17 protein-coding genes are annotated in these 15,823 nt (G+C 43.4%); 3 read left to right on the forward strand and 14 right to left on the reverse strand.

Annotation, left to right across the window (positions count from 1 at the left end):
- Window positions 1-475: 475 nt before the first annotated feature.
- The 7 genes from AACQ75_RS08140 to dusA form a co-directional block, all read right to left on the reverse strand.
- Complete coding sequence (locus AACQ75_RS08140; RefSeq protein WP_017046209.1) at window positions 476-1,228, reverse strand: phosphoadenylyl-sulfate reductase; 753 nt, start codon at window positions 1,226-1,228, stop codon at window positions 476-478.
- Window positions 1,221-2,954: an assimilatory sulfite reductase (NADPH) hemoprotein subunit gene (gene cysI / locus AACQ75_RS08145; protein WP_088720751.1), complete on the reverse strand. Its 1,734-nt coding sequence runs from the start codon at window positions 2,952-2,954 to the stop codon at window positions 1,221-1,223. Before cysI ends, AACQ75_RS08140 begins: the two co-directional genes overlap by 8 nt.
- Window positions 2,954-4,807, reverse strand: a complete 1,854-nt coding sequence (locus tag AACQ75_RS08150; RefSeq protein WP_170889821.1) for an assimilatory sulfite reductase (NADPH) flavoprotein subunit — start codon at window positions 4,805-4,807, stop codon at window positions 2,954-2,956. The genes cysI and AACQ75_RS08150 overlap by 1 nt, the downstream gene beginning before the upstream one ends.
- Window positions 4,808-4,903: 96 nt before the next feature.
- Window positions 4,904-5,134, reverse strand: a complete 231-nt coding sequence (locus AACQ75_RS08155) for a hypothetical protein (protein WP_038149123.1) — start codon at window positions 5,132-5,134, stop codon at window positions 4,904-4,906.
- Between the two features lie 166 nt (window positions 5,135-5,300).
- A complete protein-coding gene (locus AACQ75_RS08160; protein ID WP_019282801.1) occupies window positions 5,301-5,957 on the reverse strand; it encodes a TIGR04219 family outer membrane beta-barrel protein in 657 nt (218 codons plus the stop codon).
- A 99-nt stretch (window positions 5,958-6,056) separates the two neighbouring features.
- Window positions 6,057-6,266 (reverse strand): envelope stress response protein PspG, encoded by a 210-nt coding sequence (pspG, locus tag AACQ75_RS08165; RefSeq protein ID WP_029190027.1) that lies wholly within the window; start codon window positions 6,264-6,266, stop codon window positions 6,057-6,059.
- Between the two features lie 211 nt (window positions 6,267-6,477).
- Window positions 6,478-7,458 carry a tRNA dihydrouridine(20/20a) synthase DusA gene (gene dusA, locus AACQ75_RS08170; RefSeq protein ID WP_170889822.1) on the reverse strand — a complete coding sequence of 327 codons (981 nt, stop codon included), beginning with the start codon at window positions 7,456-7,458 and terminating at the stop codon, window positions 6,478-6,480.
- A gap of 251 nt (window positions 7,459-7,709) precedes the next feature.
- Here dusA and zur point away from each other — a divergent pair, with 251 nt between their 5' ends.
- On the forward strand, window positions 7,710-8,168 hold the full coding sequence (zur, locus tag AACQ75_RS08175) for a zinc uptake transcriptional repressor Zur (protein WP_017043301.1): 459 nt from the start codon (window positions 7,710-7,712) through the stop codon (window positions 8,166-8,168).
- Window positions 8,169-8,186: 18 nt separating this feature from the next.
- Window positions 8,187-8,648 carry a chemotaxis protein CheX gene (locus AACQ75_RS08180; protein ID WP_017043302.1) on the forward strand — a complete coding sequence of 154 codons (462 nt, stop codon included), beginning with the start codon at window positions 8,187-8,189 and terminating at the stop codon, window positions 8,646-8,648.
- Between the two features lie 96 nt (window positions 8,649-8,744).
- Here AACQ75_RS08180 and pgi read toward each other — a convergent pair whose 3' ends face one another.
- The 3 genes from pgi to AACQ75_RS08195 all read right to left on the reverse strand — a co-directional run bounded on the left by pgi (window position 8,745) and on the right by AACQ75_RS08195 (window position 13,112).
- On the reverse strand, window positions 8,745-10,397 hold the full coding sequence (pgi, locus tag AACQ75_RS08185) for a glucose-6-phosphate isomerase (RefSeq protein ID WP_029388348.1): 1,653 nt from the start codon (window positions 10,395-10,397) through the stop codon (window positions 8,745-8,747).
- Window positions 10,398-10,618: 221 nt separating this feature from the next.
- A complete protein-coding gene (alr, locus tag AACQ75_RS08190) occupies window positions 10,619-11,692 on the reverse strand; it encodes an alanine racemase (protein WP_197056815.1) in 1,074 nt (357 codons plus the stop codon).
- Window positions 11,693-11,705: 13 nt separating this feature from the next.
- Window positions 11,706-13,112, reverse strand: coding sequence for a replicative DNA helicase (locus AACQ75_RS08195; protein WP_013857915.1), 1,407 nt, complete (start codon window positions 13,110-13,112; stop codon window positions 11,706-11,708).
- A 175-nt stretch (window positions 13,113-13,287) separates the two neighbouring features.
- On the opposite strand from AACQ75_RS08195, the gene AACQ75_RS08200 reads away from it, so the two are divergent.
- The gene (locus tag AACQ75_RS08200; protein WP_013857916.1) at window positions 13,288-14,052 is read left to right on the forward strand and encodes a DUF481 domain-containing protein; all 765 of its coding nucleotides are present in this window, start codon (window positions 13,288-13,290) and stop codon (window positions 14,050-14,052) included.
- Between the two features lie 65 nt (window positions 14,053-14,117).
- On the opposite strand, the gene rplI is transcribed toward AACQ75_RS08200, so the two are convergent.
- The 4 genes from rplI to rpsF are packed head-to-tail and all read right to left on the reverse strand — an operon-like array spanning window position 14,118 to window position 15,524.
- On the reverse strand, window positions 14,118-14,567 hold the full coding sequence (gene rplI, locus AACQ75_RS08205) for a 50S ribosomal protein L9 (protein WP_013857917.1): 450 nt from the start codon (window positions 14,565-14,567) through the stop codon (window positions 14,118-14,120).
- A 33-nt stretch (window positions 14,568-14,600) separates the two neighbouring features.
- Window positions 14,601-14,828 (reverse strand): 30S ribosomal protein S18, encoded by a 228-nt coding sequence (gene rpsR / locus AACQ75_RS08210; protein WP_000090472.1) that lies wholly within the window; start codon window positions 14,826-14,828, stop codon window positions 14,601-14,603.
- Between the two features lie 16 nt (window positions 14,829-14,844).
- Window positions 14,845-15,147, reverse strand: a complete 303-nt coding sequence (gene priB / locus AACQ75_RS08215) for a primosomal replication protein N (protein ID WP_170889823.1) — start codon at window positions 15,145-15,147, stop codon at window positions 14,845-14,847.
- 8 nt (window positions 15,148-15,155) lie between these two features.
- On the reverse strand, window positions 15,156-15,524 hold the full coding sequence (gene rpsF, locus AACQ75_RS08220) for a 30S ribosomal protein S6 (protein ID WP_013857919.1): 369 nt from the start codon (window positions 15,522-15,524) through the stop codon (window positions 15,156-15,158).
- Between the last annotated feature and the right edge of the window lie 299 nt (window positions 15,525-15,823).

Raw genomic sequence — 15,823 nt, forward strand, 5'->3', positions numbered from 1 at the left:
ATCATCAACGAGTGCCCACACAGATTGATAGGTTTATATTGTTAAAGAGCGTTCTTCGCTGGGTTGCCGAGGCTTCCTTTGAAGAGGCGGCCATTCTAGCGAGATAATGAAAAGTGTCAAACACTTTATTAAATTATTTCGTCTTACCGATTTGACCTACTGATTGGCTGCTGGTTGGGCTTGAACCCTTACTGGCTGTGCCGTGTCAGTGAGGTCGCATTATAGAGATCGCCGTCACGTTGGCAAGCGTTATTTTATAAAAATTGCAAAAATAGCGCTTAATCACCAAATTACTGCTCAAAGCCTTATTTATTCAATTTTACTAAGATCAAGTAAACATGTTACCCACAGAGTTATGCACATTGGCTGTAATTTTTATCTTTTCAAACGTAGAAAAAGCGCCTTCAGACGCTTTTTCCGTTTCACTCATTTCTTTTTTACACTATGTAGAAGATTAAATACCTGCATCATCTCCTTAGTTATTCTCTTCATGAAGACCACACTCTCTTTTTAAGCCGAAGAAACGCGTTTCTTCTTCATTCATTCCCGGTTCCCATTTACGAGTGGTATGAGTGTCACCAACTGAAAGGTAACCTTGCTCCCATAATGGATGATACGGCAGGTGATTTTCTTGCAGATAATAATGTACATCTTTATTTGTCCAATCAATCACAGGTAGGAATTTAAACACACCATTTTGAATCGCTAAAATAGGTAATGTCGCCCGCGATTGTGATTGCTCTCGGCGTAGGCCAGAAAACCAAGTACCAATATTTAGTTCATCTAACGCTCTTCGCATCGGTTCTACTTTATTAAGGTGATTGTATTGTTCAATGCCAGTAACACCTTGTTCCCAAAGTTTACCGTAACGCGCCTCCTGCCATGATGGACTTATCGTAGCGCTGAAGATATGCAGATTGAGATTTAGGTGCTCCGTGAGCTGGTCAATAAATTGATATGTTTCAGGAAACAAATAGCCCGTATCCGTCAATACCACTGGTATATCGCTTTTTACGCTAGAAACCAGATGCAGCATCAATGCGGCTTGAATGCCAAAGCTAGAAGAAAGCGCATGGGTTCCTTCTAGATTCTCAATCGCCCACATCACTCGCTGCTGCGCTGTTAACGTTTCGAGATAAGCATTTAATGGGGCAAGGCGTAACGTTTGCTCTACTTTAGTTAGCGCCAATAACTCGGACAATTTAGGAACTACTGGCACTTCAAGCATAGAAATCTCTCTTAGAGATGATCACCTCTTCTATAATGCCGGTGCGAATGGTGAAATCGCCAAAACCCTCATTGGATTGACGCTCTAGCGCCCAGCGGCCGACTAGATGGTCAATTTCTTCTAGGATCTGTTTATCGGTAATGTTTTCTTTATACATTTTAGGCACACGTGTGCCCGCTCTATTGCCGCCAAGATGTAGGTTGTAGCGACCGGGAGCTTTACCAACTAAACCAATTTCAGCCAACATGGCTCGGCCACATCCGTTCGGACAACCTGTGACACGTAAGATAATGTTTTCTTCTTTAGGTAACGCATGTTTTTGTAGGATCGTCTCTACATCCGTTACAAATTGAGGGAGGAAACGTTCCGCCTCAGCCATAGCTAATGGACATGTAGGGAAAGAGACACACGCCATCGAATTTTTACGTTGCTCACTCACATTGTCATTGATCAAACCATGCTGACGCGCAATCTGCTCAATCGTAGCTTTTTGTACAGCAGGTACTCCCGCTACGATGAGGTTTTGATTGGCCGTCATACGAAAATCACCTTGGTGGATTTTAGCAATTTCTGCCACACCACTCTTTAGCGGTTTATCAGGGAAATCGAGTAAACGACCATTTTCGATGAAAAGTGTTAAATGATGCTTACCATCGATGCCTTCAATCCACCCAATCCGATCACCACGTTCTGTGAGCTCGTAAGGGCGGCTGACCGCAAACTCAATACCAGCACGCTTTTCAACTTCGGCTTTGAACACATCGACGCCCACTCTATCGAGTGTGTATTTAGTTTTTGCATTTTTACGATTAGACCGGTTTCCCCAATCACGCTGAGTCGTAACCACAGCGGCGGCGACTTCTAAGGTTTTATCCAAAGGAATAAATCCGAAATCATCAGCACGACGCGGGTAAGTAGAAGTATCACCGTGCGTCATGGCTAGGCCGCCACCCACCAGCACATTAAAACCAACTAACCGACCTTGTTCGGCAATCGCAACAAAGTTTAAATCGTTGGCATGTACATCCACATCGTTTTGGGGCGGAATAACCACTGTCGTTTTGAACTTACGCGGTAAGTAGTTATTACCTAAAATCGGCTCTTCATCTGTAGTTTCTAGTTTTTCACCATCCAACCAAATTTCGGCATAAGCGCGCGTTTTAGGTAACAGATGTTCCGAAATCTTCTTCGCCCATTCGTAAGCTTCCTGATGCAGTTCAGACTCCACAGGATTGGACGTACACAGTACGTTACGGTTCACATCACCCGCGGTGGCAATCGAATCAATACCAATGCTGTTTAACGTTTGATGCATCAATTTAATGTTAGGCTTCAATACCCCGTGAAACTGAAAGGTTTGGCGAGTGGTTAAACGAATGCTGCCATATAGGCTGTGCTCAGTTGCAAATTTATCTATCGCTAGCCATTGTTTCGGTGTGATGATCCCGCCAGGCATGCGCGCACGTAACATCACATTGTGCAGAGGTTCTAACTTTTGTTTTGCACGTTCGTTACGAATATCGCGATCGTCTTGTTGATACATGCCATGAAAGCGAATCAACTGAAAGTTGTCAGCACTAAAGCCACCTGTGATGTGATCTTGCAGATCTTGCTCGATCGTCCCACGTAAAAAGTGACTTTCACGTTTCAAGCGCTCGTTATCTGACAATGGGCCTAGCTCTTGTCCTAATACTTCTTGATGATTAGATTGTTGTTTGGTGCTCATTAGTACACATCCCTTTGATAACGTTTTGCTTTGCGCAGATCGTTGATATATGTCTCTGCCTGTTCACGTGATAACCCACCTTGCTGCTGTGCAATAACAATTAGTGCATCATGCACATCTTTCGCCATGTGCGTTGCATCACCACAGACATAAAGATACGCACCGTTTTGAATCCATTGCCAGACCAGTTCGGATTGTTCAAGTAATCGATGCTGAACGTAGACTTTCTCATGCTGATCACGGCTAAACGCCACATCTAGACGACTCAGCACACCGGATTTCAGATATTTTTGCCACTCAACTTGATAGAGAAAATCTTGAGTAAATGTACGATCACCAAAAAACAGCCAGTTTTTTCCTTTTGCTTCACGGTTATCACGCTCTTGAATAAAGCTACGAAATGGCGCAATTCCGGTGCCAGGACCAATCATGATAATAGGCACGTTATCATCTTGCGGTAGTTTGAAATTATTATTGTGTTCAATGAAAACCTTTACCTTGTCGCCCTCTTCTAAGCGCTGGCCAAGGTAACTGGACGCTCCCCCAAAACGGTGCTCATCTTGGTGTGTATACTGAACAATGCTGACGGTAAGATGCACTTCATCTTCAACTTCGCTTTGACTTGATGCGATAGAATAAAGACGCGGCGTTAAACGACGTAATAAAGAGAGTAGCGCTTGGGCCGTCAGTTTAGTTTGCTTCTCTCGCAGTACATCAATCACTTGATGATGGCTCGCATACAATCTGAGCTTCTCTTTATCCTCCACCAGCTCAAGCAGTTTCGTACAACCAGATAACTCAGCAAACTTGGTCACCATCTGAGGATTTGCAGCCGTAATTTCATATTTATGCATTAAAGCACTATGGATGGATAAACTTTCGCCATCGACCTCAACACTTTCGACACCCGATAGCCCAGTCGCAGATAACACGGCATTGACTAACTCTGTATCGTTTTCATACCATACTCCAAGCGCATCCCCAGACTGATACGTTATACCTGACTCACCCAAGTCAATTTCAATGTGGTGCACCTCTTTTCCTGAATCTCGCCCAGTAATTTTTTGACTCGTCAGTAAAGTCGCACTGTAAGGATTTTGCTTACTGTATTGAGATAGATGACTCGTGGTTTGACTCACGGGTAATTGCACAACTTGCGCAGGCGTACTTGCAAAAGCTTCTTTTACCACTGCTAATGCTTTGGCTTTCCACTCGGCGGCTTGATGTTCGTAATCAACGTCGCAATCCACTCGTTCAATAAAACGTTTGGCACCAAGCTGCTCTAAAAATGCATCAAAATCTTTACCCGTTTGGCAGAAAAATTCATAACTGGAGTCACCTAAGCCAATCACACCATATTGCAAGTGAGGTAATTTCGGCGCTTTCTTGGATTGTAAAAATTCATGCAGCGCTAATGCATTGTCAGGGGCTTCGCCCTCGCCATTGGTCGATGCAACAAAAATAACATGCGTTTCTTTCGCAAGATCTTTGCCCTTGTAATCACTCGCATCGAATAATTGAACCGCGATACCGGCAGCCTGAGCTTCTCTTTCCAATCCTTCAGCAAGGCCTTTTGCATTTCCTGTTTGAGAAGCGAAAATAATGGTTAATTGAGTCGCAGGCTCCATTGATACTAAAGTGGCTGCTTGTGAGCTGGAAGTAGAAATACTTGATGCTTGAGACTGACTGAGGCCCCAAAAATATCCGCTAACCCAAGCAAGCTGCTGCGGGGAAAGTTCTGAAATAGTACGCTGCAATCCGTTCAGTTGCGCGTCATTGAGTGGGCTAGCTAAACTGGCTAGCTCTTGGGGTATGGTATTTCCTGAAGACATGGTCACGACTTCCCTATTCATTGCGTGACAATAGATTAACCACTCTCTTTAATAACAAGAAAGAATAGATAAGTATGTTTTATAACTTTTTGGAAGTAGGCATTACGCTTAATTCTCTCATTTAGACTCGACTCGAACTTGCTTAAAACCCACCTCCATAGCCGATTTAGAGGCAAGATCCAGATCGGTATACTGGCATTCGTCACCCTGAGAATCGGTTAATAGCACGAACCCACCACGGCAATGCCGAAACTCGACTATCCAATGCCCTTCTTGGAAAGAAGGTTCAATAATGGCTTCGATAAGCTTGTTCTCACGATACAAGTCCCTTAACTCGGTAATCGTCATCACCACACCATTTTCACATTATTCACTCGTGAATTAAGCATGGTACATTTTGCTTATTCTGCTAAGAAATTGCACAATAATATAATTATCAGTTATAAAAAACGCCACCTTGTAGAGGTAGCGTTTTATGGAAAATGCATTTAGCGCGTAAGTATCGAATCGATACTTAAAATTGAAATTCAGCCCCCAAGAACCAACCATCAACAAAGACAAATGAGTTTTTCGTTTTTGGGTCAAGTTCGGTGAATTCAAGATCAATCACACGATAGCCGCCACGCAATGCGACATTGCCAGCACGAATAGGTATGGAATACTGCAAACCCGCTAGTACATCTGCGCTTTTAATTCCGCCACTATCACCAAAATCAAACTGCCCAATCACATCAACTTGGGTATTGGGAATTTTAATTGTGGCATAGGCATACCAGTTAAAAGTCGTCTTATCAAAACTGTACTTCAAGCTATCTGGTGCTTGATACTGAGAACCACTATATTGAGTGAATGTAACACCCGCATCGAACGACATTAACTGTCGCTCTAACAGATTGTAATACAAGGTATAGTCGTATTTATCAAAGGATGCATAATCCGCCTCAAGCGTTGTATAACGAATACTCGCATTGGGCAAATAAGGTAGCTGATGCTCAAAAGCAACGTGGATTGAAGGTGTCTTCACATCATCACGACGAGTATTGTCGATTTTAGTGCTGCCCCACCACATGTCAGCGCCAACTTCTCCACGATAAAATGATTCTGCTTGAACCGATGCGGTTGACATCATCATTGCCACACTGACCAACGCTAACCAAATTGGTTTATTCATCCCTATTGCTCCCTATTTATTCGCTACTAATGCATGTTCTTAATTGAACGCGATAGTAGCATATTCCTGAAGTGAGTTAACATTTCGTTGACTGCCACATTAGCGAGGGGTGTATACCACATGACGGAAGAACCAGACCCCCAAAACAATCACAATGATCCAAGGTAGTAGCTTAAACATCACTCCAATCATGCCTAGTAATGCCAATACTATAAAGCCCATGATCGTCGCAATAAACACAGTCGCCAAAGTGATGCCTGTCGCCAATAAAGTTGCAATAAAAACCAATAAGAAAATAAGTTCAAACATGATGCTTTCCTCCGTTTCTCTTACCACTAGCAGATATCGAGCCAACTTGTTATCACCACCTCTGATTTCAAGTCAAGACTAAAAAAATCACAGTTTCTTGGCCAATCAAGCACTTGAAAAGCAATATTTATTTCAATAAAAAAAGCCAAATAACACCGAGTCATTTAGCCTTTCTATTATTGGTAAAAATCACCACTTAAGTTGGTAATTTTTACACATTCAACTCTTTCGGAATTTTTGCTAATGCCGCTTGCACGACTTCAATTCCCGCACCGGGCTTATGCGCATTCTCACTGATATAACGTCGCCATTGACGAGCACCTGCCATATTTTGGAACATACCTAACATATGGCGGGTAATATGGCCAAGGTAAGACCCCTGAGCTAATTGACGTTCAATATAAGGAAACATCTCTTCAATAATTTGAGAACGTTTTTTAATCGGCGTATCCATACCAAAAATGGTCTGATCCACTTCCGCCAACAAATAAGGGCTTTGATAAGCTTCCCGTCCAATCATTACGCCATCAAGATGCTGTAAATGCTCACTGACTTCAGCTAAGGTTTTGACACCGCCATTCACAGCAATGACTAAATGTGGGAAATCTTTTTTCAGCTGATATGCCCGTGAGTAATCTAACGGCGGTATTTCACGGTTCTCTTTTGGGCTCAAACCACTAAGCCACGCCTTACGCGCATGAATAGTAAACTGTTCACAGCCCCCTTTCTCTGATACCAATGAAATAAAATCAGTCAAAAATTCATAAGAATCCATGTCATCAATACCAATACGCGTCTTTACGGTTACCGGAATATCAACTACTGATTTCATCGCTGCAACGCAATCCGCCACCAGTTGCGGCTCAGCCATTAAACAAGCACCAAAACGACCATTCTGGACGCGATCGGACGGACAACCTACATTGAGGTTGATTTCATCGTACCCGTACTGCTGGGCGAGTTTGGCACAATGAGCGAGATCTTGTGGATTTGAACCACCCAATTGTAACGCTACTGGGTGTTCCTCCTCGTTGTAAGCCAAGAAGTCCCCTCTACCATGAATGATCGCGCCTGTCGTGACCATCTCGGTATACAGTAACGTTTGCGAGGACAGCAAACGATGAAAGTATCGGCAGTGGCGATCTGTCCAATCGAGCATCGGTGCTACTGATAGCCTACAAGGGTGAGTCATGATTTAGATATCCCAATTCAGTCAGTTTCAATGGCTAAACTTACAGCCAAAAACAAAGTTTGGCATTGTAATCGCTTCGAGTTTATAGCGCCAACAGTTCTTCTTCTGTATCGTTTTGCATCGATATAAGGTAATTTAAGTACTATTTTCGTTGCAAACAACGATCACATCGCTAACTAACTCCAGAAAATGTTGTAGGCTACAAGGCTATTAATCTGGAAATAGTATATTATTATTAAAGTCCAATGGTTATGGTGATGAATTTGGACCACAAGCTAACGAAACAAATAGAAGAACTATGCGCAGCGAGAGGAGTACGACTAACTTCTCAACGAAAGAGAGTGTTTGAACTGATTTGTTCAAGCAAAAAAGCATCCAGTGCTTATGAATTGCTTGAAGATTTAAAGCAAAGCGAGCCCCAAGCTAAACCACCAACGGTGTATCGTGCTCTGGACTTTTTGTTAGAACAAGGCTTTATTCATAGAGTGGAGTCAACAAATAGCTTTATTTCATGTTGCTCTTGTAATGCTAATAAGCATTTCTCACACCTATTAATTTGTGACAAATGTGGCAATGTTATTGAACTTCAAGATGATAGTCTGATAGCCTTGCTAGCAAGCAACGCTGAGAAACACGGTTTTAACATCGTTAATCACGTTATTGAATCTCATGGTGTTTGCCAAACGTGTTCCTCAAGTCTGAAAGTATAAAAACAGTAGAAGAAGGTTATGCGCGCTGAATTTGTAAACCCGTTTTTAGCTTCTTTAATGAACGTGTTAAAAACGATGGCTTCATTAGAGTTGAAGCCACAGAAACCTCGTGTAAAGAAAGATGAGATTGCCCGTGGTGATGTCTCTGGCTTGATTGGTATGGTTGGTAGTCAAAGCCGCGGTTCCATGTCTATTACTTTTGATGAAAGTCTAGCATTGGAAATCATGCAAAATATGTTAGGTGAACGCCCCAACGGTCTCAATGAAGAAGTGACAGATATGGTCGGCGAAATCACCAACATGGTGACAGGCGGAGCTAAACGTATTCTTGCCGAGAGTGGTTTTGACTTTGATATGGCAACTCCGGTTGTTGTCTCAGGAAAAGGCCACACGATTCGTCATAAATGCGAAGGTGCAATTATTATCATGCCGTTTACCTCTCAGTGGGGTAACGCTTTTATCGAAATCTGTTTCGAGTAAGCTCTTTCATTAAAGAAAAAAAGGTTGATACCGTTAAGTATCAACCTTTTTTATTTGGATAAAACCTTACTCACATCCAAGTAAGGTTTTGACGCATTACGCTTTAAATGTCTTAAACGCGTTAATCAAACCATTGGTTGAGCTGTCGTGTGAACTCACTTGAGCATCGTCGGCTAACTCAGGCAGAATTTGGTTTGCTAACTGCTTACCAAGCTCAACGCCCCATTGATCGAAACTGAAGATATTCCAAATAACACCCTGTACGAAAATTTTATGCTCGTACATCGCAATCAGGTTGCCCAAAGTGCGTGGCGTGATCTGCTTAACTAAGATTGAGTTGGTTGGGCGGTTTCCTTCAAACACTTTAAATGGTGCGATTGCCGCCATTTCTTGTGCTGATTTGCCCGCCGCTTTTAGCTCAGCTTCAACGGTTTGCTGCGTTTTTCCAAACGCTAACGCTTCTGTTTGAGCAAAAAAGTTCGACATCAATTTTTGGTGATGATCACCCGCTGGGTTATGGCTGAGCGCTGGCGCAATAAAATCACACGGGATCAATTTTGTTCCCTGGTGGATCAATTGATAAAAGGCGTGTTGACCATTAGTACCGGGCTCACCCCAAATGATTGGACCCGTTTGGTAAGTTACCGCTTGACCGTTACGATCTACGTATTTACCGTTTGATTCCATATTGCCCTGTTGGAAATAAGCGGCAAAGCGATGTAAGTATTGGTCATAAGGCAGAATCGCTTCTGATTCGGCGCCGTGGAAGTTGTTATACCAAATACCAATCAAGGCTAGGATCACAGGAATATTTTGCTCAAAAGGTGTCGCCACAAAATGTTGATCCATCTCATGCGCGCCGGACAGCAGTTCCACAAAGTTGTCATAGCCTACAGCCAATACAATGGATAGACCAATCGCTGACCATAGTGAGTAGCGTCCACCGACCCAATCCCAAAATTCGAACATGTTGTCTGTATCAATACCAAACTCAGCGACTGATTTCGCATTAGTCGACAGCGCCGCAAAGTGTTTTGCAACATGAGTTTCATCGCCTGCTTCCGCTAAGAACCAATCACGAGCCGTATGTGCATTGGTCATGGTTTCTTGGGTAGTAAACGTCTTTGAAGCCACTAAAAATAGCGTGGTTTCTGGATTGACTTTTTTCAACGTTTCAACGATGTGTGTTCCATCAACGTTAGAAACGAAATGAAGATTAAGATGATTCTTATACGGCGCAAGTGCTTCTGTGACCATGTATGGGCCAAGGTCTGAACCACCAATACCAATGTTGACAATATCGGTAATCGCTTTACCAGTGTAACCTTTCCATTCACCAGAAATCACTCGTTCAGAAAACGATTTCATCTTCTCAAGTACCGCATTCACGGCTGGCATCACATCTTCACCATCAACCATGACCGGTGTGTTACTGCGGTTGCGTAACGCAGTGTGCAGTACGGCACGGCCTTCAGTTTGGTTGATCGCGCAGCCTTGCAGCATAGCGTCGATGGCTGACTTTAGTTCAGTCTCATTCGCCAGTGCTTGTAAATGTTGTAAGGTCTCTTCGTTGATCAAATTTTTTGAGTAATCAACAAGAATATCTGAACCAAAACGAGTCGAGAATTTATCGAAACGTTGTGCATCTTGTGCAAAAAGCGATTTAAGGTCCATATCTTGCGCTGATTCAAAATGCGCAGTCAGTGCTTTCCAAGCGTTGGTTTGCGTTGGATTGATATTTTTCAACATGGTATCTATCCCGATGTGACAGTAGGTTTTATTCCTATCATTCCTAAACTCTGTTTCAAAATGATGGAATCCCCGATTGAGCAAAAAAAGAAAATGGTATCGACTGCCTATATTTGGAAGGCAACACGTCGTTATTCGTTTTGTGAGCGCCATTATGACGCAGCTTACCCGCTCTCATATTGAGTTAGGTCAGGTAAACCTAATGGGTGCATACTCTGGCTTTATTGATACGACATCTCAACACGAGAAGTGAGTTTCGTCACTAACTCGTAAGCGATCGTGCCGATGTGAGAGGCCACTTCTTCTGCTGGTAGCTCTTTTCCCCATAAAATAACCTCATCCCCCACCTTATCGCAGGCTTGTGGACCGAGATCGACCGTAAGCATATCCATTGAAACTCGCCCTGCAATCGGCACTTTACGCCCATTGACAACAACCGGAGTTCCATTGGGTGCAGTACGAGGATAGCCATCGCCATAGCCAATTGCGATAACACCAACCTTAGTGTCACGCAAGCTTGTCCAAGTGGCACCGTAGCCGACACTCTCTCCCGCTTTAACATCACGCACTGCGATCAAGTGTGATTTTAATGTCATTACAGGTTGATAACCCAGCGCTTGCGCCGAGTTATCATCAAAAGGAGAAACGCCATACATAATAATACCTGGGCGAACCCACTCTAACTGGCTGTGCTTCCAAGCTAATAAACCAGCGGAGGCAGCAAGTGATCTTTCACCCTCATGACCTTTTGTCATTGCTAAAAATAGCTCAATTTGCTCAGAAGTGGTTGATTTATCGAGTTCATCGGCACAACCAAAATGACTCATATAACGCAATGGCTTCACTACGTTTTTACACGCTTGCAAACGTTCTAAAAAATCGGGGTATTGTTCTGGGCGCACACCTAAACGATGCATTCCGCTATCGATTTTCAACCAAACATTGACTGGGACATCTAATTGAGCTTGCTCTAAGGCGACTAACTGCTCCTCACAGTGAACAACGGTTTGAATGTTATTGGTCACCAATACAGCAAGATCCATCGGAGAATAAAAACCTTCAAGCAACAAGATAGGTTTTACCACACCGCTCGCTCTTAGTTGCAGCGCTTCTTCAATGCGCGCCACGCCAAATGCATCCGCGCCCAGTGCATGTTTCGCAACATGCCGAAGCCCATGACCATAACCATTTGCTTTGACCACCGCCATAATTTTACTGTTTGGTGCCTGCTGTTTTACTCGCTGTAGGTTGTGCTTTAACGCATCGAGATCGATGCAGGCGGTTGCCGCTTTCATGTAGCTCATCAAATTACTCATCGTCAAATGCAGGGCCTGCATAATTATCAAAACGGGAATACTGCCCTTGGAAGGTCAACCGTACAGAACCAATCGGGCCGTTACGTTGCTTACCTATAATAATCTCTGCGATACCCTTTAACGAACTATCAGGGTGATACACCTCGTCGCGATAGATGAACATGATCAAATCGGCATCTTGTTCTATCGAACCGGATTCACGCAAATCGGAGTTGACTGGGCGTTTATCGGCGCGCTGCTCCAACGAACGGTTAAGCTGCGATAAAGCCACCACAGGCACATTCAATTCTTTAGCCAGTGCTTTTAACGAGCGAGAGATCTCCGCAATTTCTAAAGTACGGTTATCCGATTGCGAAGGAACTCGCATCAACTGCAAGTAGTCAACCATGATGAGCGACAAGCCGCCATGCTCGCGCGCAATACGACGAGCTCTAGAACGAACCTCGGTAGGCGTTAGGCCTGAGCTATCATCTATGTACATATTTTTCTTTTCCATGAGAATACCCATGGTAGATGAAATTCGTGCCCAATCCTCATCATCCAACTGCCCAGTACGAATTTTGGTTTGATCAACGCGAGAAAGCGATGCCAACATACGCATCATGATTTGTTCAGCCGGCATCTCAAGAGAGAAGATAAGAACCGGTTTTTCTTGCTCCATGGCCGCGTTTTCACACAAGTTCATGGCAAACGTCGTTTTACCCATAGAAGGGCGAGCAGCCACAATGATCAAATCAGAACCTTGTAAACCAGCCGTTTTCTTATTGAGATCAGCAAACCCCGTATTCACGCCCGTGACGCCATCTTGTGGTGTTTTATACAGCAGTTCGATACGCTCTAAAGTTCTTTCTAAAATCGAATCAACATTCTGCGGGCCTTCATTTTCGCTGGTACGCTCCTCAGCAATGGCGAACACTTTACTTTCAGCCAGATCGAGCAAATCTTCCGAACTGCGCCCTTGCGGATCATAACCTGCATCCGCAATCTCATTGGCAACACCGATGAGGTTACGCACCAATGCTCGTTCCGCTACGATTTCAGCATAAGCATTAATGTTAGCCGCACTGGGCGTATTTTTCGCCAAATCCGCTAAATAGGCAAAACCGCCGACATCTTCCAGCTGTTCGCGACGCTCAAGATACTCAGATAATGTAATAAGATCGAGCGGCTTACTGGCTTCCAAAATCGATTTAGCTGCATCAAAAATTAAACGATGCGCACGGCTATAGAAGTCTTTGCTGACCACACGCTCAGCCACCGTATCCCAACGTTCGTTATCCAATAGCAAGCCTCCAATCACTGATTGCTCAGCTTCGATCGAATGTGGAGGAACTTTAATTGCGTCGACTTGTGCGTCAAACGGTTTACGATTTCGTTGATCTGTTCGTGGTGCAGCCATGACTTCGCTCAATACTATCTAATGACCGACCATTATAGCCAGAATAGATCATTTGTAATTATGTAAACGAAACTTTGTGTTTATCTCGTAGAGAATTAACCTCATGCTGACCAAACAGAACCGCCCTACACCTACTATTTCGCCCACTATTTTTTATTCACTTTAGGGGTGCTTCGTGTCCAAAATTTGGTTTCTTAGTTTTAGCCTGTTCGCGATGAGTGCAGCTTATGCTAATGAGGATCTTAAAAACGATACGGAAATCGAAGTTCCTTCTCCTTGGAATAGCCAAGTCGAATTGGGTTACCAAGCCCACTCAGGTAATACTGATTCAGAGTCATTAAATTCACGAGTCAAGACAGAATACATAACAGGTCGCCATCGAACCAATGGTGAGTGGAAATTGTATCGTCTTGATAAAAATGGAAAAGAGAATAAGCGGCAGGCAAACTATTCGCTGCAAAGTGACTATAAGTTAGCTTCAAAAGCCTATCTATACGCAAACTTTAACGGTGTTGATTCGAAATACAGCGCCTATTTCAAAGACTATACGCTATCTGGTGGAATGGGTTACCAATTGATGAATACCGACATATTGCTATTAGAGATTGAAATAGGGCCCGGTTTTCGTTACCAAAAACCCAACCTAGATGAGATATCAAGTACAGATATTGTATTTGCAAATACAGTCGAAGAAGTCATATTTCGTGGTAACTTAAAAGGTGTTTGGGCAACTTTCGATAATTTAACCATCTCCTCTGAACTGACTCTTGTCGCAGGAGAAAGTAATATCAGAACCGATAGCGAACTCATTTTAACCAATCACATTACTGATTCGATTGCGTTGAAAGTGAACTTGTCTCGCCAATACCACGATAAGGTTCCAGCAGGACTAAGTAAAGCCGATAGCGTCACTTCATTTAGTTTACAGTTTCGTTTCTAGGTAGTTTGAAGATAAAAAAAAACACCAGCCAAGGCTGGTGTTTTCAATTCATCCGAAGACTGAAATTATTCAGCAACGATTTGAATTTTCGCAGTTGCAAACACTTCTGAGTGAAGTTGGATGCTCACTTCGAAAGAACCTACGTTACGTAGAGCACCTTCAGGTAGACGAACTTCGCTCTTAGATACTGCAACACCTGCCGCTGTAATAGCGTCAGCGATATCACGAGTACCAATAGAACCAAATAGTTTACCTTCATCGCCTGCTTTAGAAGTAATAACAACAGCTTCAAGAGCGTTAACTTGTTCAGCACGAGCTTGAGATGCAACAAGTTGCTCAGCAACTTTAGCTTCAAGTTCAGCACGACGAGTTTCAAACATTTCAACGTTAGATTTAGTTGCCATTACAGCCTTACCTTGTGGGATAAGGAAGTTACGAGCATAACCAGATTTCACGCTTACAGTGTCGCCAAGGCTGCCTAGGTTACCGATTTTATCAAGTAGAATAACTTGCATTGATTAATCCTCTTTCTTAATAAACGGTGCCAATTACTGATGTTTATCAGTGTATGGCAATAGAGCTAGGTAGCGAGAACGCTTGATTGCACGAGCTAGCTGACGTTGGTATTTAGCGCTAGTACCAGTGATACGGCTAGGTACGATTTTACCAGCTTCAGTTATGTAGTTTTTAAGAGTTGCTACATCTTTGTAATCAATCTCTTGTACGCCTTCTGCAGTGAAACGGCAGAATTTACGACGACGGAAGAAACGAGCCATGGGCTATCTCCTGATCTTAAATTTGAGTAATGTGGTCGGCATGTAGCACCAATTTACCTACGCCATTATGGCTAGTTTGGTAAGCGACAAAGCCACTTACGGTTATGGTGCTGCCTTGTACTAAGTGTTGAGTGAGATTCGTTGACCTCTGCCCACTGACGACTACCGGCATACGACAATAGACTTGTCTCGGTAAATCAGCTTCTATCACTGTTGAGCTATGTTCAAGCCAGAAACGGCAATGTTCAATACCCGCAGGACTTTGGCTTCGAATGGGAGGTTTTGCGACAGTGCCACTCAACTCCATCCGATTGGTCATCAAATCAATTACTCAGCGTCTGCATCGAAACGAGTTTCATCACGCTTAGAACGCTCTTCTTTAGCTTTCAGCATGATTGATGGCTCGGTGATAGCAGCTTTAGTACGCATGATCATGTTACGTAGAACTGCATCGTTAAAACGGAAAGCAGTTTCTAGCTCATCAATCACAGCTTGGTCAGCTTCAACGTTCATAAGAACGTAGTGAGCTTTGTGAAGCTTGTTGATTGGGTAAGCCATTTGACGACGACCCCAATCTTCTAGACGGTGGATAGTACCGCCAGTTTCAGTGATAGAACCAGTGTAACGCTCGATCATGCCAGCAACTTGCTCGCTTTGATCTGGGTGCACCATGAATACGATTTCATAATGACGCATCGGTTGCTCCTTACGGATTATTCAGCTTCCAGGTTTGGCTCGGTCGTCCATAGGAAGCAAGGAACGAAAAAAAAAGACCGAGAATTAAGGACGGCAAATAGTACAGAAACGAAGCAGGATTAGCAAGGGAAATGTACTAAGGGTCACGTCAAACAAAAAGGGAAGCCTAAGCTCTGTCTCTTATACACAAATCCCCAAGCCTCTGCTTGGGGATTTTTTTGAACTAATTTTATGTTTCATGATCTGATCATCTAAGCAATAACAAGGATGATTAGAATGACTTATATAGAACCAACCCT

This window comes from Vibrio sp. B1-2 (assembly GCF_963888445.1).
Classification (GTDB): Bacteria; Pseudomonadota; Gammaproteobacteria; order Enterobacterales; family Vibrionaceae; genus Vibrio; species Vibrio anguillarum.